Raw genomic sequence first — 16,650 nt, 5'->3', positions numbered from 1 at the left:
CCTATTAAAATAGATTTAAGATGATCAAGGAAAAGTTTATGCAAGAGGCTGTAAATGCGGCCTTAAAAGGAATGCAAAACAACGAAGGAGGACCATTTGGTTGTGTAATTGTCAAAGATGGAAAAATCATCGGAAGAGGTAACAACAAAGTAACATCTACCAACGACCCTACGGCCCATGCAGAAGTTATAGCTATCAGGGATGCGTGCAAAAACCTTGATTCTTTTCAATTGGAAGGTTGTGAGATCTATACGTCTTGCGAACCATGCCCTATGTGCTTGGGAGCTATTTATTGGGCCCGACCAGATAAAGTATACTTTGGCAGTAACCAGGCAGATGCCGCCAATATTGGTTTTGATGATGCCTTTATCTACAAAGAGATTCCTTTACCCTATAAGGAAAGAAGTATACCCTTTGAACAATTGTTACCGGACATAGCGATCACCCCCTTTAAAGAATGGGAGAAAAAAGAGGATAAAACGGAGTATTAGTTTAAAATGCCCGGTGTTTTAACCCCTCTTTGTTTTCATTCCGAATAACATTCTTGGGATTTTAAAAGGATGTATCAGCAATTTATAAATTGCAATGATCAATGGGAAGGAAGTTAAAATCAAGACCATTATCTTTAATGCAATTCCCCAATCCATCTGAATGATGTAATACCCCAGAACAATAATGACAGTTTGATGAAGAATATAAAAAGGATATATTGCTTCATTACTCTTTATAAGCAATGTACTTTTTTTATTGAACCAAACCTGTCCATAACCAAGTAATGTGGTAACGAGGGTCCAGCTGACCAGTGCACAGACCAAATACCAAATATCCCATCTATTACTTATCGTAAAATAAGGTTCAACATACGCATTGGGCAGAAGATAATACCCATAGAACAGTATGAAACTTATTATGAAAGCCCTGAAATTAAAACTTCTATAACCTTTCAGGTAATTCCAGATGTTTTTCGAAGTGGTGAAGAACATTCCTGAAACGAAAAAATATCCATAATAAAAAGTAGACGACAAATTTGTTATGTCTTTTGAATCATCGGGGTAAATTTTCTTCAATAGAACGGTTATTGTTATTAAAGGTAGAACCCATAGCAAGATTCCATATTTTCTAGAGGCCACTGTATCGATTAAATGAACGAATCTATCCAATTTAGATGATTTCAATGCCAAAATTAAAGGAATCAGTAGTATTGACATGATAAATAGATTCTCGATAAACCATAGATGATTGGTATCGAAAGAGCCTTTTTTATAAACATCGATATAAGAGGTATACGCATTTATATTTTCATAATATGTTTGTGGGGGAACGATAAGGAGGGTGCCAAAAATGAGCGGAACCATTAAACGGATACTGCGCTCTTTAATAAAATGGACCCATGTTCTTTTCGAAAAAGCGAATATGGTTCCCGTACCCGATATCAAAAACAATAGTGGTAACCGTAATTGCTCAAAAAACACCATAATATCATCAAGCAATTTGCTATTTTCCGAGTTCATGATATGAAATTCATCACCATTAAAAGGCATTCCAATATGGTGTAGATATACAGCCAATATGGCAATTACTCGTAGCCAGTCTAAATCGTACCTTCGTTTTTTTTCTATCAAAATGTTTGTTTTTATGTCTAAGGGCAAACATAAAAACAATTTAAAGCGCCTTAATTTTTATGTGATGGATGACAGACAAAAGTGACGAAATACAAAGCTGTTCATAAATGGGAATAAACCGAATTGAATTCAACAATTCTAGAACGGGAAACGGGAACAATGGTAGAACAGTTTTTGAACACCAATCGGTAACCTTGCGCATTTCCTGAAATAGATTCAATAGCGTTCAAGTTCACCAAATATGAGCGATGTGTTTTAAATATTTGATGTGAAACAGGTTCTAATTGTTCCTCTAATTCTTTTAGGGTTATACGAATCAAGGTTTTGTTGGTTTCATTAGATGAAGAAGTGAATATTTCGGTATAATTACCTTCAACTTTAGCAAAAAGGAAATCTTCGATTTTCAATTGTATTCCCTCATCCGATATAGGACTTTGTATAGGGATTAAAAGGCTATTTGTTCTGTGCTCGTTTATAGACGGTAACTTTTTTGAACTTAAATTATATTTATAAATAAGCCTTTCCAAATTCAAGGGCAGCACGACCACCAATAAAAGAAAACCAATTAAGAAAGTATTTCGGATTTCTTCCCAGAAATAGCGAAAAGACCAATTATCCGGATTTGTATAAATGAGATCACGAATCAAAAAACCGACCACACCGATAATCAAAAGGATAATCGATAGATGAAAAACTTCTTTTCCCAATGTCCAACTTACATCATCCTGTTTATTTCGGTTCACCAAAGTTAAATATAGATAAGCGATGGGAAAAGGTGTAAATGCGTGGATCAGCAAAATCCAAACAGAACTGATTTTATGCTCTGTCTCATTAACATCGAAAGGCTCAAAAAAATAAGAGAAAATAAAACTTAAGAAAGATATCACTAACAACAAAGAGAACAACCTTTTTTTGTTTTCATAATAAAAGGGATAAGGCTCGTTTAAATATTCCCTTATTTGTCTCGGTACCGATTTCATCTATCGGCTAATTTAGCTTATTAATTGATTTAATCCGCTTCAAAATGTACAAAGTCCGAAAGTCGAGTTCATTGAAGTAAACCGAAACTTACAGGCGTTTCCCCAAGTTCCCATTGCCTATGCTCATGAAAAAACGGAGGTAATTGTGTTACCTTTGCAATGGCCTTTAGAAAGTTGGTCAACCCTATTGAACCAAGGGATAGGCATTGAGAAAAAATCTGAAAAATTTGGGTTACATTTAAATAATAAGGGCATCGCTTTTAAAATGGTACTGAAAAAGTCTTTTACTTACTCCACATTCGTTGGCCTTTTTTTATTAGGTTGTTCATCGACCAAAATGAATAAGGAGGAAATAATCGCTTCGAACCCTATTCAAAATACCACATTAGATATTGGCAGCAATAGTAATACAGGGGCTACGAAAGAGGAAATAGATATTCAAAACCATGAACGTATTAGCCAAATAACAGGTCAAAATGCCCCCATATTGGCCCATACTATCGATTCATTGACTCTCATTGATTTGGGTAAAGAGGAAAATGAAATGGTATCCCAGCCTATTTCAGGGGAAGAAATTTCGAATACCAATACAATGGACGTTAAAAGCCCAGTGGCCGAAAAGATAGTAGCCAATTATCTGGCAAGCGACAATAAAGAGCCCGGAGGTCATTGCCTTGCGGTAAGTAAAGGTCGTTTTGAGCAAGCGTATAAACAAGTCCATGGACATTTACCCTATCTGGACCTACCGGATAGCATGGCAACAAAATTAAATACCCCAAAACAAGTATTCAATTTGCTTTACGATTCCGCTTCTAGTCCAACCCCGGAATGGCGAAACCTTCCAGAAAAATATAGGGGTAGGGGCAATGCGGGTGCCATTGCATATGCCGGAATGGGTAATTTGGTAGACACAGCCGGAATATGGAGTGGCGAATTAAGACCTGGGGCACTCATCCAAGTTTGGCGATATAAAGAGGACTACGAACAAGTAGTGCAAGGTGCAAATGTCAAAAAACTCGATCCTTACGGACATTCCTTTATTTTTATAAGTTATATCCGCGATGAAAAAAATGAAATTATCGGGCTCAAAATTGCCGATCAAGGTTTTCAAAGTTACAGACCTTTAATACCTAGGGATTACGAAGTGTGGTGGGCAGTGAACCTTACTATCTAAAGGGAACAATCAAAATAAAACAAAAATTTAACATTTTCAATGTAATTTCCTCTTACTTAATACGTTCCAACCAAAGAGTACGATTCCCAAATCTTTAAAAAGTTACATATTGTTTTTTTCTTTACTACTTACTTTAGGGTTACTGAATGATCCTCCACCTAAAATCGATAAGGTGGTAAATCATGGGGTTGCTACTGAAAAGCCCTTACCCTTAAAAGAGATCAATAGTATTAATGTTAGCCCGAACTACATCTATAAAACCGATTTGGACAGTATCGTTGCATCTTACGCCAGTACCAAGGTAGATGCCGATCAACTTCGTTTACGTTTAAAGGAAGGCCTTCGTATGGGCACTATTTCTTTTGACAACATCAAAACAGCTTTCACCAATCAATTAGTAGATAAGATCATACCTCACTGGTACGGCACCCCTTGGAGTTTTGGGGGCCATACCACGATTCCCAACCAAGGAAAAATTGCTTGCGGTTATTTTATATCGACCACTTTGCGTGATATGGGCATCAACCTCAACCGTTATAAATTGGCTCAAAAATCACCTTTTGACGAAGCCAAAATGATAAGTTGCGGCTCCGAAATAAACCAGATCGTTCAAGATACCCCGGAAAAAGCATTGGAGGAGATCAATGGCTTAACGAAAGAAGGACTCTATTTCATAGGTTTTGACGAAGGTCATGTGGGCTATCTTTTAAAACGCGAAGGGGAACTGTTTCTGATCCATTCCAACTATCTTGCCCCAGTTGCCGTTTGTATGGAAACACTCAAAGAATCCCGTGTTTTTAAGCGTTTTACTAAATTTCACCTTGTGGCTATTTCCCATAACGAGGCCCTTTTGCAACGTTGGTTAGACAATGGTACGGTGTTGTAAGGTGCCACCGACAAACAACAGGAATTGCAAGCCGTGATTCAGCTTTATCGGGCCCTTGGGGGAGGTTGGCTCAATTAACATGTGAACCTTATGACCAAAGGAATAGGTGGGCGAAAGGGGTGATTACTTCTTCAGCCCACCTATTTGGATTTGGTATGGGGCTTTACCAAAACTTCACTCTGGTATATCTTTACCGTTTGTAGAAAGAACAGAAATGTAGTAACTTGTTTGGGTAATTCATTGATTTCCTATTCCTTAAACGGAACGAACCACCACCAAACGAACATTACATCATGAAAATCCATCTAATTATTGCTTCCCTTGTCCTTCTATTCTTTACTGATTCCTACGCCCAAAAAACAAATCCCGAAACCCAAATCTCATGGGATACTTGGGGAGTTCCGCATATTACATCGGACAATATCAAAGATCTGTTTTATGCACAAGGTTGGGCACAGATGCACAATCATGCCAATTTGATACTGGAACTCTATGGTAGTTCCAGGGGCAAGGGTTCTGAATATTGGGGCAGTACAAAACTTGAGAACGATATGCTGATCCATACGTTAGGGTTCGAAGCGTTGGCCGATCAATGGGAAAAGGAACAAGACCCAGAAACCAAAATAATTTTCAGCTCTTTTGTTGCAGGCCTAAATGCCTATGCTAAAGCCCATCCGGAGGCCTTGGATGAAAAAAACAAAATAGTTTTGCCCTTAACGACAAAGGATATAAACATGCACCTTATGTATGTTGTTTTTACACGGTTTATCGGAGGCAGCGATTTAGGGCGTATACAACAATGGCCAGACATGGGAAGCAATACCTATGCTATCGCCCCAAAACGATCTTCTTCAGGTAATGCTATGTTGGTGCAGAATCCACACTTACCTTGGTGGCGAGAATTTCTATTTTTTGAATCCCACCTTAACCTAGATGGTAAAAACATGTACGGAAGTACTTTAGTGGGTTTCCCCGGTATCGCCATTGGGTTTAATGAACATTTAGGTTGGAGCCATACAGACAACACCATAGATAATGCGGACACCTATGAATTGGAATTAAAAGAAAATGGCTACTTGCTAGACGGGATGGTAAAAGCCTTTGAAAGCTCTAAAAAAACGATTAAAATAAAACAAGAAGATGGATCCCTGGTCGAACAGGAAATACCATTGCTAAAAACCGTACATGGCCCTGTTGTAAATCGTAAAGAAGGTAAGGTTCTGGCGTTGCGCATGGTTGGGCTAGACCGGCCCAACATGGTATTACAATGGTGGAGAATGATCAATAGCTCTAGTTTTGATGAGTTTGAAACCGCTTTGAAAATGGCACAGATCCCATTTTGGAATGTCATGTATGCCGATAAGGCAGGAAGCATTTTCTATCTCTTCAATGGTCTTGTACCCAAACGGACAGAAGATTCCTGGGCGTATTGGAACCGTATAATTCCCGGTGGAAAATCTGCCGATATATGGACAGAGGTACATGATTATGCAGATTTACCAAAAGTAAAGAACCCTTCGAACGGATGGCTTCAAAACGCCAACGACCCACCATGGACAAGTACCATACCCATGACCTTGAACCCTGATGACTATCCGGGTTATATGGCCCCAAAAAGTATGGCTTTTAGACCCCAACGCTCGGCAAGGATGTTAATAGAAGACGAATCGATCAACTTTGAGGAGTTGGTGGACTACAAGCTCTCTACACGCCTTGAATTTGCCGATAGGATCTTGGATGATTTATTTGCCGCGGTGGATGCCTCGGGTTCCGAAAAAGCAAAAGAGGCCAAGATTGTTTTGGAAAATTGGGACCGTGAGGCGGACGCCGATAGCAAGGGAATGCTCTTGTTTTATAATTGGGCCAATAAATTCAATGTCCGGAAAAAATCGAATTATGCGGAGCCATGGAGTATGGATAAGCCCAACACGACGCCGGATGGTTTTGCTGACCAAACAACCGCCGTTCAACTCTTGGAACAATCAGCCCAAGAGATCAAGACCAAATTTGGTCGATTGGATATCCCTTGGGGAGATTTTTATAGGATTAACTATAACGGAAAGAATCTACCGGCCAATGGCATTGATGGTTCTATGGGCGTTTTTCGTGTCGCATGGCCAGGAGGGAAGGATGAAAACCATATGTTTGTGGGTGGCGGTGATTCTTGGGTAGGTATCATAGAGTTTGGTGAAGAAGTAAAAGCCAAAGTGTTGTTGTCGTATGGTAATGCCACCCAAAAAAGTTCGCCACATAATGGGGATCAGTTGGCATTATTCTCCAAAAAGGAATTGCGCGATGCCTGGTTTACCAAAGAAGAGGTTAAGGCCCATACAGTAGAGGTAGAAGTGCTTACAGCAAGTGGGTTTGTCTCAAAAACCGATAAGGACTAGCATTACGACCTGTGGGTTGCTTCAAAGGTTATATGTAAAACCATTACCAAATAATGGATAAACACTTATTAACTGACTGATGTTAGGAGGGAAGGGTAAAGTGTGTTGAATGAGTTTAATGTTTAATTCTTTTAAATAAGTTATTCTATTTCTTTAATTTAGCTGTAATCTAACTTTCTGAAAGAATCAATGATAGTAAAACTTCAAATTAAGGGATTTAAGTCTATAAGAGATATTACGATAGAATTAAGACCTTTAAATATACTAATTGGCTCAAATGGTGTTGGAAAGTCTAATTTTATATCCTTTTTTAAACTTTTGCACAATATCTACGAACAGAGATTGGAGAATTTTTCTTTACAACAAGGCGCAAATAATCTGTTATATTTTGGCAAAAAGGAAACTGAATTAATTTATGGAAAGTTATTCTTCAAGGACTCACCTGATTCCACTAATAGCAATAGCTATTATTTCACTGCGAAACCTACAGAAAATGATACATTATTCATTGAAAAAGAGGGAAGTGGTTATTTAGCAAATTGGGATGATGACACTAATAATTATTTTTATAACAGAGACCAAAAAGAAAGTCATGTTAAAGACTCCAACTCATTTAGGGATATATACTTGAGGTATTATTTTGAATCTTTCAAAATTTATCATTTTCATGACACAAGTTCTTCTGCTCCTTTAAGAAGTTCATGTCCAATAGACGATAATGTTGCTTTAAAGGAAAATGGTTCAAACTTACCTGCTTTCCTGTATTATTTGCAAGAAAGGCATCTAAATAATTTTAAAAGAATTGAAAAAACTATCAGGTCTATAGCTCCTTTTTTTGAGAAATTTGAATTAAAACCTGATAGGTTAAACCCAGATAGGATTAAATTAGAGTGGATAGAAATCAATCAACCTGATAGTTATTTCAATGCAACTCATTTTTCTGATGGAACTATAAGGTTTATAGCTTTAGCTACTTTATTGATGCAACCCAATCTTCCAAAAACAATATTAATTGATGAACCAGAACTAGGATTACATCCGGTTGCAATAAAAAAACTTGCAGGTATAATTAGAAAAACATCTGCAAAAACACAAGTAATAATTTCTACGCAATCTGTTACACTTGTAGATAATTTTAATCCAGAGGATATAGTTACAGTAGACAGAGAAGAAAATCAATCTGTTTTTTCTAGGCTAGATGAAAATAATCTAACAAACTGGTTAGAAGATTACAGTTTAGGTGATTTATGGAATAAAAATGTAATAAAAGGACAGCCTTGAAAAGATTATATTTTGTAGTAGAAGGATTTACAGAAAGAGAGTTTGTTAACAAAACTTTACTTCCATATTTTGTGTCAAAAGGTATTTATGATGTACGAGCTGTTGAAATTACAACAAGTAAAGGTCATAAAGGTGGTCTTGCTAATTATCAACATTTGAAAACAGATATTGATAATATTCTTAAAAGTGAGAGAGAAATTATAGTAACTACTTTTATTGACTTTTTTAGAATTCCAAGCTCAATGCCTAAATATTTAGAGCTTAATTCGAAGCCTACAATTGATAGTAAAATAGATTTATTGGAATTGGGTATGTCCCAAAGTATAAATGATCATAGGTTTGTGCCTTATATTCAAAAGCATGAGTTTGAAGCATTATTATTTTCTAGCAAAGAAGGATTTAAATTGATGTATGATGACCCTAGAATTGTTAAGGATTTATGTGACATAGTTGATGAGTTTGAAAACCCTGAAGATATCAATACCAGACCAGAATTTGCACCATCAAAGCGGTTAATAAATACTTTAGCAAATAGAGGAGAAAAATATGACAAGGTTGCTGAAGGAAACTTAATTGCAGATGAAATAGGTTTAGAAATAATTATGGAAAAATGTCTAAGATTTAAAAACTGGATTGATAAATTGGTGAATTTAGTCCTTACATGACCTCATAAAATTTTTGCTAAAACAATTGGGGGGAGAAGAACGTAATATTTTAGGGGTTTAGTAACTGTTTTTCTTGGTATTTCTGCGTTTTAAGGCATTTTCTTTAGTTATTTTGGTTAGTTACAATGTTTCCTAGTTTCCTAAAATATAGTGACTGAGGGCCAACGCGCCAGCTGGCTCCATCGCTAAAAATGTACTTTGAGTACATTTTTTTGACGCTCTGGCCTGTTCCAAAATTAACTACATGACAAAAGAAATTAGCCAATGGCTGGTTGCTTTTGGCGAATTTGACACCACATTTTCTAAGCACCTAGCTAAACACTTTTATGCAACCCTAGGCTGTCCTGAACAAAGTCGAAGGGATAGGAGGGGAGTGGCGTGGATTCGTTGCCCTGACTGTTAGATAAAGCAGGCGGTTTGCCCATAGAGTTGATTGTAAACCATATCAATTGAATGGTGGAATTCAGTTTTTGTAAAGGGTTTTTTGATAAAATCCGCACACCCAAGTTCCCTAGCTATAGGCTCAAAGCCATGTTTGGTAGAACTGGATATAAAAGGCACGCGGTTTCCGAACATTTCAAGAAAAGAAAATCCATTCATACCCGGCATTTCAATATCGGACAACACCACCTGTGGTTTTGCGGTTTGTAAATATACCCAAGCATCATAAGAATCAAGAAAAGATGTTGTGCGACCAATTAAAGGGTGGGTTTTGGCTAGCTTTTCAGCCAAGGATAACCATAGATAAGGGTCATCTACGATGATCAGGTCAAGTTTCATAAATTTTGATTTAGGAACTGTAAATCTATCCTATTGTTTCAGAATGATGAATTAAATTGGACGAAATGAGCCTAAGTGTCTTTAAAGTCCATAGATTTTGGTGGCGGGTCGGGGCGTTGGCGTATTTGGCGCAACTTTTCTATGGCCCTGAACACTTATATATGATCCAAGTCTGTCTGTCCTTGGCGTTGTCGAAGGGATAGGAGAGGAGTGACATCGAAACAGGAGAAGCATATATCACTATAACACAAAATAACTAGCGATGTATAAATATGAGTGGAAGGGTATTTTCTTTGAAAACGCTGAAAAACTAGAAGCGTTACCCTAATTTTGTGTTTAATATAATTTCAGAAACTTGTTAGAGAAAAGAAAACAATTACCCCAAGAACAATGTATAGATGCAGCAAATTTCATTTATTGTTTGGAAGCGGTTCATGAAATAGAAACGGAAAAGGTTACCGAAGCACAAGAAAGCTTGGAACAATTGGCCAAGAAATATGGCATAGCAAGCATATATAAAACCTGTGAAACTATTGAGGGACTGGAAGATAGCCTAAATGCACTTGTTTTGGATGATCATAATTTTAAAGACTATGAAATCATCTACTTGGTTATAACCGGTGAATCAAATAGCATTTGCCTAAACGACTACTATTATAGTTTACAGGAAATTGCGGAAATTTTTGAAGGAAGGTTAAAAGGAAAGATCTTACATTTTTCGAATGCAAAAATCCTGGATTTAGACGAGGAGGAAGCACAATATTTTTTGGATATCACTGGTGCAAAAGGTATTTCTGGCTATGGAAATGCATTTAATGGAATAAGTAGTGCAAATCTTGATAAGGCATTCTTCAACTTATTCAAGGAAGATGATAATATGTTGGACGTTGTAGAAGAGTTGCACCAAAGACATTATAATGTCTGCAAATTGCTTGATTTTAGGTTGTATTATTAGAGCTAGGCAAAAAGGTTCTTCGCAAAAGGTAATGGAATACGCTGCCGCCCAGACGACGATAGGAGCGAAGAGTAATGTGTATGGAATGATTAAAATGCCTTTGCACAGCCATTGCATCTAGAATTTAATATATTACCACCTCATGATAATCCTGTCTTTCCTGAAATTATGCACCCACAGATGGTTTTATATTTCAGTGTAGGACTTATTATTAAACCATTTGGAAACGAAGACCACGATTAATTATGGAAACAATTGAACAATTTTTAGAATCAAAAAATATTCGTGTTACAGCCATGCGATTATTAATATATAAGTTTCTTTCCGAAAACAATGCAGCTGTAACACTAAGTAATATTGAAAATGCTTTTGAAAAGGCAGATAGAACTACCCTATACAGAACTATAAAAACCTTTGAGGAAAATGATATTGTACATCAGATTGATGATGGCACGGGAATAACCAAATATGCACTATGTGAACAAGGCTGTTACTGTGATATAAAAACCGATTTACACTTGCACTTCCATTGTAATAGTTGCAATGAAACCGTTTGCTTAACAGACCATAAGATACCTCAAATAAAAGTTCCTGAAGGCTTTGTTTCGGAAAATGTAAACTTGGTTGTAAAAGGTATTTGCGATAAGTGTAGTGGGCTATAAATGCACTTCCATTGCACTAGCTATTAAACTAATTTTATCCGAAAAATAAATTGGATATGAAGTTTAATACTAAAATACCTAAACATCTTAAGCAGGCATATAATGAAGAATTAATACAATACAGTTCCTGTTTAGAAAATAAGCAATATAGTAGTGCTTGGTATCATTTAGAGCGTAGTCATATCATAGGTCAATCTTACCCAATTGAGCATACCTATTCACATTGGTTGATGCTAAAGTTTGGGGTGATGGACAAGAATACGAAAGAAGTATTTGGACAAATCCTTAGATTAATTGTTGGCGGTTGGAAATCGTTCATTAACCACATACCGCTAGGCAATACAGGAGGTACAAATGTACCACCATTAAGACCTATGCCTATTCCTGATGATATAAAAGAATTATTCAATACAAAATGAGAAAAAAGAAAGTCAATTTAAGAGATTTAAAACCAGATTCAGAAAAAGAGCATAGTCACGATGATGGGCATAATCATAATAGCACTGAGAGTGTTTCCAGATTAAAAACCTATATTCCTGCTATCATAAGTTTTATAATGCTTATCGTAGGTATTACCATTGATTATTTTGATGCTTTACCATTTTTTGAAGGTTGGGTGAGAATTATTTGGTATACCATTGCTTACATACCCGTTGGATTTCCAGTAATAAGTGAAGGTTGGAATAGTATTAAAAATGGAGAATTCTTCACGGAATTTTTTCTAATGTCCATAGCAACCTTGGGTGCTTTCGCCATAGGCGAATATCCAGAAGGTGTGGCTGTAATGTTGTTTTATGCCGTGGGCGAATTATTTCAACATGCAGCAGTCAATCGAGCAAAAGGAAATATAAAAGCATTGCTCGATGTTCGGCCTAATGAAGCGCTGGTGAATCGTAACGATGACTTTATTTCGGTTAACCCTGAAACTGTAGAAATAGGAGAAAAGATTCAGGTGCGTGTCGGGGAAAAAGTGCCATTAGATGGCATTTTACTTTCAGATAAAGGTTCTTTTAATACTGCTGCCCTTACGGGGGAAAGTAAACCTGATACTGTCCAGAAAGGAGCGTCTGTTTTTGCAGGAAGTATTAATCTTGATGGTGTTGTAGAAATTGAAACGACTAAAGAGTTCAAAAACAGCTCGATTGCTCGAATACTGGATATGGTTCAAAATGCCACAGCTCGAAAATCCAAAACAGAACTATTTATTAGAAAATTTGCACGTATTTACACGCCTATTGTGGTTTTTCTAGCTATAGGACTCACGTTGTTGCCTTATTTCTTTGTTGATGATTACGTTTTTAGAGACTGGCTCTATCGAGCTTTAATCTTTCTTGTAATCTCTTGTCCCTGTGCACTTGTTATTTCAATTCCCTTAGGATATTTCGGTGGACTTGGTGCAGCATCCCGTAACGGTATTTTATTCAAAGGAGCCTCTTTTCTTGATACTATGACCAAAGTTAATTCTATGGTTATGGATAAGACCGGAACGGTTACCAAGGGAGTTTTTAAAATAAAAGAGGTTGTAAATGATTCAGCTTACGAGAAAGCGGACTTTATGAAGTACCTAATGGCAATGGAAGAACAATCTACACATCCCATAGCAAAGGCCATTATGGAATACAAAGCCGAAGGCGCAGACTATGATGCCAGCGAAGTATCTGAAATTGCAGGAAAGGGACTGAAAGGAACGGTAAACGGAAAAACCGTGCTTGTAGGAAACAAAGCTTTAATGACTTCAAATGCTATTGCCGTTCCATCGGAGACAGATATTATTGTTGAATCAATAGTTATGGTAGGAATAGAAGGCAAATTTGCTGGCTATGTTACCATTGCAGATGAGTTGAAAGAAGATGCACAACAAGCTATCAAGGAAATCCGCAAATCAGGCATTTCTAAAATCATAATGCTTTCGGGCGATAAAGATTCCATTACGCAACAAGTTGCAAAAGAATTAGGTATCGATTGGGCAAAAGGCGGATTACTCCCGGAATATAAGCTCAACGAAGTAGAAAAACTCAAAGCACAACCAGATACAAAGGTTGCTTTTATAGGTGATGGTATCAACGATGCACCTGTATTGGCTGCAAGTGATGTCGGCATAGCAATGGGAGGTCTAGGAAGTGATGTTGCCATAGAAACGGCAGATGTAATTATTCAAAATGACCAACCATCAAGGATTGCTCGTGCCATTAAAATAGGACGCTCTACAAGACGTATCGTTTGGCAAAATATCGCATTGGCTTTCGGAATAAAAATCATAGTTCTTATTCTTGGTGCTGGTGGACTTGCTACAATGTGGGAAGCTGTGTTTGCTGATGTGGGTGTAGCATTGTTAGCTATTTTGAATGCAGTTAGATTGCAGAGAATGAATTGGAGTTAGCACATACATCAATTAATAATTGGGTAAAAGATTAGTACTTTGTTTCAAATAGAATCTCGATGTTAAACTCGGTCTAAGAGAATTTTGGCAAAACACGCGAGAAAATAAATGCGACCCACGAAGTATTTATTTTTAGGCGAGACGGAGCGCTGGCAATTCAACTAAAAGTTCTCTTAAAATAATACAACTTAATAGAGTAGCCGAACGGTTTCTCCCTAGGGTTTCTAAAAATTTGAAATTTTCGAATTTTTTTTTTGTGTAGAAATATTGAAACTACGTAAATTAAAGTTGATGACCCGCTTGTAAGTTTTAATCGATTCTCAAAGCTTGAGGGATATTTTACATAATAGAATTATAGCTTACACGTGACAATTGAAATTATCCTATGGATGATTTTAATTGGCGGCGAGATGGCGCGTTGGTAAAAGAACACTCCAGTAAAACGGCTTTGACATAATTATTGACGATATAGAACACTGGCGTGTCGCTATATCTATAATTATATCAAATACGCGGTATGCGCCGTTTAACGATATAAACATATTTGTACTATAATTTATATTATGTAAAATAGTATATTTTGGAACTTATGTGTAATACCGTTTATCGAATAACCGGGTATTCCACCGTTCAAACCTATTTACATCCCCTCCGACTGATTCTTATCAGTTCATATCACCCAATTCCAAAATAAATTTGTTTCCTAAATAATTAAATCATGAAAAATGTAAGTTCCCTTTCCTTCTTCGCATTACTTTGCGTTTTCCTAGTACTAAGTTGTAACGATGATGATGTTACCGAAGCCGTAATCCTCCAAAGTGTTGAATATCCCATTTATGATATTTCCGGCTCCAATATATCCGGCACGGCAACTTTTACCCAAGAAGATAACGGCTCTACCCATGTATTGATTGAGCTTGTGGGTGCCTATACCTCAGAAAACCCGGCCTATATCAGATATAACAGCGCTGCTGAGGGCGGTACTGTTGCTATAACCTTAATGACCTGTGAATGTGCAATTAGCAACACCACCATAACCCAATTAAATAATGGTAGCTATATCTCCTATGACGGATTAACCCATCTCGACGGACATATTACCATTCATAACGGCCAAGGGTCCACTGCCCCTATCGTTGCCGTCGCCGATATCGGTGCCAATGCCAATTAACGATTTTTACATAAAATGGGCCGTATCATTCCATTGATATTGCCATCACATTTATGAATTATAGGAAAGTGTTTTGGACCCAAACTATATACCTATAATTTGGATTCAATGGTTTTGATGATTCCCAATTCTTGTTTTTTTGAATAAATTAACATTTAAAAAGTGTTCTACGTCGGAATTTTCCACCTTTTGGTAGAAAAGTCATATTCAAACACAATATCATTAAAACCTATTTTACATCTTTGATACAAATATTTAACACTTACTATATATGAAAATTAAAAGTTCCCTCGCAGTCTTAAGCTTGCTATGCCTATTGGTTTTTACTGGTTGTAAAAAAGACAACGTAGCAGAAGCGGTTATTCTTCAAAGCGTTGAATACCAAATTTATGATGTATCCGGTTCCGGTGTTACAGGAACTGCCACATTTACCCAAGAAGACAACGGTTCTACCCACGTTTTAATCGAATTGGATGGGGCGTCTACTGCCACCAATCCTGCTTACATTCGCTTTAACAGTGCTGCTGAAGGTGGCGATATTGCTATTACACTTGCAGTTTGTGAATGTTCTATAAGTAATACCACCATTACCCAGCTGAACAATGGAAACAGCCTTACTTATGAAGGTTTATTGGCCTTAAACGGACATATAACCATTCACGATACCAACAATAACATTGTAGCCGTAGCGGATATTGGTGCCAATGCCAATTCATAAGAGAGAACATAGTTATATATTAAAAAAGCCTGGAATATGATCCAGGCTTTTTTTATTCTTTCTGATTACCCTTCCTCATTGCGTATATTTTGAACGGGCCAATCCCATATACTCTTCCACTCCACTTTTTAGGGCATTGAATTCCGAATATTGATCCTTTACTTTTTTTATAAAACCGTTCAAAGGTTCCGCTTGTTTTTTTATAGAGTCGATAATCTGCTTATTACGCTCCTTAAAAGTATCCAACCCATTTTTTAAAGCCTCTATACGGGTATATTCATTATAAGTTTGAGGTTCGCAATTGTAGGAATTCAAATTCTTTCGTAATTGGTTAACATCCCTTAAATTACGTTCCAATCGATGTACCAATGTGTTTTCTTTAGGTTCAAGACCTGCTGAACCCCTTGAATTTAATAATGTTCTCATAGGCTTTGATTTTTGGGGTTAAACAAAAACTATTTCAATTCCCTTAAATTACGAAATAATCAGTAATTCCATTGAATTTAAATTACTGATTATCAATATTTAACTGTTTTTTAGTATTCACTTAATATTCTCTAATAAAAAAGCATAAAAAAACCTTCTCGAAAGAAGGTTTTACATCCTGTTTGGTTAAAAGGTTTATTGATTGTCGGTTTCGTCCTCAAACTCAATATCGGCCATAGCCTTGTTCAATTCATTTGAAAACGGACTTTTGGAAAGGACTCGCAATAGTCGCTGTCTACGCCTCTCGGAAATATCCAGCGTGTCCAATACACTTTTCCTCTTGGCAATTAAATTTTTGTGTTTTTCCTTTAACTGTTCACGCTCATCTACACTTAAAATCATATCCGGCTCATATTGTTCCATGACCGTATGTTTTTTTACCAGTTCTTTGGTAGGTTCGTAATTCTGCGCTAACATTCCATTGGTTCCCAATACAAAGCACAGGAAACCCACTGCATTTAGTGTTCTTTTTTTCATTTTTATGTACATAGTGTCTCGCA

17 protein-coding genes are annotated in these 16,650 nt (G+C 36.8%); 12 read left to right on the top strand and 5 right to left on the bottom strand.

What is annotated here, in order from left to right:
- Window positions 1-20 precede the first annotated feature (20 nt).
- Complete coding sequence (locus R3X28_RS07665) at window positions 21-491, top strand: nucleoside deaminase (RefSeq protein ID WP_317663770.1); 471 nt, start codon at window positions 21-23, stop codon at window positions 489-491.
- Window positions 492-509: 18 nt separating this feature from the next.
- Here R3X28_RS07665 and R3X28_RS07660 read toward each other — a convergent pair whose 3' ends face one another.
- Entirely contained in the window at window positions 510-1,622 is a 1,113-nt protein-coding gene (locus tag R3X28_RS07660; RefSeq protein ID WP_317663768.1) for an acyltransferase, read from the bottom strand.
- Between the two features lie 101 nt (window positions 1,623-1,723).
- On the bottom strand, window positions 1,724-2,602 hold the full coding sequence (locus R3X28_RS07655; protein WP_317663766.1) for a LytTR family DNA-binding domain-containing protein: 879 nt from the start codon (window positions 2,600-2,602) through the stop codon (window positions 1,724-1,726).
- Window positions 2,603-2,747: 145 nt separating this feature from the next.
- Here R3X28_RS07655 and R3X28_RS07650 point away from each other — a divergent pair, with 145 nt between their 5' ends.
- The 5 genes from R3X28_RS07650 (at window position 2,748) to R3X28_RS07630 (ending at window position 8,998) form a co-directional block, all read left to right on the top strand.
- The gene (locus tag R3X28_RS07650) at window positions 2,748-3,776 is read left to right on the top strand and encodes a hypothetical protein (RefSeq protein ID WP_317663764.1); all 1,029 of its coding nucleotides are present in this window, start codon (window positions 2,748-2,750) and stop codon (window positions 3,774-3,776) included.
- Window positions 3,777-3,885: 109 nt separating this feature from the next.
- A complete protein-coding gene (locus tag R3X28_RS07645; protein WP_317663762.1) occupies window positions 3,886-4,662 on the top strand; it encodes a hypothetical protein in 777 nt (258 codons plus the stop codon).
- A 293-nt stretch (window positions 4,663-4,955) separates the two neighbouring features.
- On the top strand, window positions 4,956-7,052 hold the full coding sequence (locus R3X28_RS07640; protein ID WP_317663760.1) for an acylase: 2,097 nt from the start codon (window positions 4,956-4,958) through the stop codon (window positions 7,050-7,052).
- Between the two features lie 189 nt (window positions 7,053-7,241).
- Window positions 7,242-8,333: an AAA family ATPase gene (locus R3X28_RS07635; protein ID WP_317663758.1), complete on the top strand. Its 1,092-nt coding sequence runs from the start codon at window positions 7,242-7,244 to the stop codon at window positions 8,331-8,333.
- Window positions 8,330-8,998 (top strand): DUF4276 family protein, encoded by a 669-nt coding sequence (locus R3X28_RS07630; protein WP_317663756.1) that lies wholly within the window; start codon window positions 8,330-8,332, stop codon window positions 8,996-8,998. The genes R3X28_RS07635 and R3X28_RS07630 overlap by 4 nt, the downstream gene beginning before the upstream one ends.
- 399 nt (window positions 8,999-9,397) lie before the next feature.
- On the opposite strand, the gene R3X28_RS07625 is transcribed toward R3X28_RS07630, so the two are convergent.
- A complete protein-coding gene (locus R3X28_RS07625) occupies window positions 9,398-9,778 on the bottom strand; it encodes a PleD family two-component system response regulator (RefSeq protein ID WP_317663754.1) in 381 nt (126 codons plus the stop codon).
- Between the two features lie 355 nt (window positions 9,779-10,133).
- On the opposite strand from R3X28_RS07625, the gene R3X28_RS07620 reads away from it, so the two are divergent.
- From R3X28_RS07620 to R3X28_RS07595, 6 genes are all read left to right on the top strand, one after another.
- On the top strand, window positions 10,134-10,733 hold the full coding sequence (locus R3X28_RS07620; protein ID WP_317663752.1) for a DUF6642 family protein: 600 nt from the start codon (window positions 10,134-10,136) through the stop codon (window positions 10,731-10,733).
- A gap of 245 nt (window positions 10,734-10,978) precedes the next feature.
- Window positions 10,979-11,395 (top strand): Fur family transcriptional regulator, encoded by a 417-nt coding sequence (locus R3X28_RS07615; RefSeq protein WP_154369157.1) that lies wholly within the window; start codon window positions 10,979-10,981, stop codon window positions 11,393-11,395.
- 56 nt (window positions 11,396-11,451) lie between these two features.
- Window positions 11,452-11,814, top strand: a complete 363-nt coding sequence (locus R3X28_RS07610) for a DUF3703 domain-containing protein (protein ID WP_154369159.1) — start codon at window positions 11,452-11,454, stop codon at window positions 11,812-11,814.
- A complete protein-coding gene (locus tag R3X28_RS07605; protein WP_317663748.1) occupies window positions 11,811-13,775 on the top strand; it encodes a heavy metal translocating P-type ATPase in 1,965 nt (654 codons plus the stop codon). Before R3X28_RS07610 ends, R3X28_RS07605 begins: the two co-directional genes overlap by 4 nt.
- A 718-nt stretch (window positions 13,776-14,493) precedes the next feature.
- Window positions 14,494-14,946, top strand: coding sequence for a hypothetical protein (locus R3X28_RS07600; protein ID WP_317663746.1), 453 nt, complete (start codon window positions 14,494-14,496; stop codon window positions 14,944-14,946).
- 271 nt (window positions 14,947-15,217) lie between these two features.
- Window positions 15,218-15,664 (top strand): hypothetical protein, encoded by a 447-nt coding sequence (locus R3X28_RS07595; RefSeq protein WP_154369165.1) that lies wholly within the window; start codon window positions 15,218-15,220, stop codon window positions 15,662-15,664.
- A gap of 75 nt (window positions 15,665-15,739) precedes the next feature.
- Here the strand turns inward: R3X28_RS07595 and R3X28_RS07590 are convergent, their stop codons facing one another.
- Both R3X28_RS07590 and R3X28_RS07585 read right to left on the bottom strand, forming a co-directional pair.
- Entirely contained in the window at window positions 15,740-16,090 is a 351-nt protein-coding gene (locus R3X28_RS07590) for a hypothetical protein (RefSeq protein WP_317663744.1), read from the bottom strand.
- A 195-nt stretch (window positions 16,091-16,285) separates the two neighbouring features.
- Window positions 16,286-16,627: a hypothetical protein gene (locus R3X28_RS07585; RefSeq protein WP_154369169.1), complete on the bottom strand. Its 342-nt coding sequence runs from the start codon at window positions 16,625-16,627 to the stop codon at window positions 16,286-16,288.
- Window positions 16,628-16,650: the final 23 nt, after the last annotated feature.

This window comes from Maribacter sp. TH_r10, from assembly GCF_033101095.1.
GTDB lineage: Bacteria > Bacteroidota > Bacteroidia > Flavobacteriales > Flavobacteriaceae > Maribacter_A > Maribacter_A luteus.
Note: the sequence above shows the minus strand (reverse complement) of the source record. Positions and strands in the feature narration are given on the sequence as shown.

Excerpts from the sequence above, each read along its gene's own strand:
- R3X28_RS07590 (WP_317663744.1), bottom strand. The coding sequence starts at position 16,090 with ATGAGAACATTATTAAATTCAAGGGGTTCAGCAGGTCTTGAACCTAAA.
- R3X28_RS07625 (WP_317663754.1), bottom strand. The coding sequence starts at position 9,778 with ATGAAACTTGACCTGATCATCGTAGATGACCCTTATCTATGGTTATCC.
- R3X28_RS07635 (WP_317663758.1), top strand. The coding sequence starts at position 7,242 with ATGATAGTAAAACTTCAAATTAAGGGATTTAAGTCTATAAGAGATATT.
- R3X28_RS07605 (WP_317663748.1), top strand. The coding sequence starts at position 11,811 with ATGAGAAAAAAGAAAGTCAATTTAAGAGATTTAAAACCAGATTCAGAA.
- R3X28_RS07585 (WP_154369169.1), bottom strand. The coding sequence starts at position 16,627 with ATGAAAAAAAGAACACTAAATGCAGTGGGTTTCCTGTGCTTTGTATTG.
- R3X28_RS07640 (WP_317663760.1), top strand. The coding sequence starts at position 4,956 with ATGAAAATCCATCTAATTATTGCTTCCCTTGTCCTTCTATTCTTTACT.
- R3X28_RS07655 (WP_317663766.1), bottom strand. The coding sequence starts at position 2,602 with ATGAAATCGGTACCGAGACAAATAAGGGAATATTTAAACGAGCCTTAT.
- R3X28_RS07610 (WP_154369159.1), top strand. The coding sequence starts at position 11,452 with ATGAAGTTTAATACTAAAATACCTAAACATCTTAAGCAGGCATATAAT.
- R3X28_RS07595 (WP_154369165.1), top strand. The coding sequence starts at position 15,218 with ATGAAAATTAAAAGTTCCCTCGCAGTCTTAAGCTTGCTATGCCTATTG.
- R3X28_RS07600 (WP_317663746.1), top strand. The coding sequence starts at position 14,494 with ATGAAAAATGTAAGTTCCCTTTCCTTCTTCGCATTACTTTGCGTTTTC.
- R3X28_RS07615 (WP_154369157.1), top strand. The coding sequence starts at position 10,979 with ATGGAAACAATTGAACAATTTTTAGAATCAAAAAATATTCGTGTTACA.
- R3X28_RS07665 (WP_317663770.1), top strand. The coding sequence starts at position 21 with ATGATCAAGGAAAAGTTTATGCAAGAGGCTGTAAATGCGGCCTTAAAA.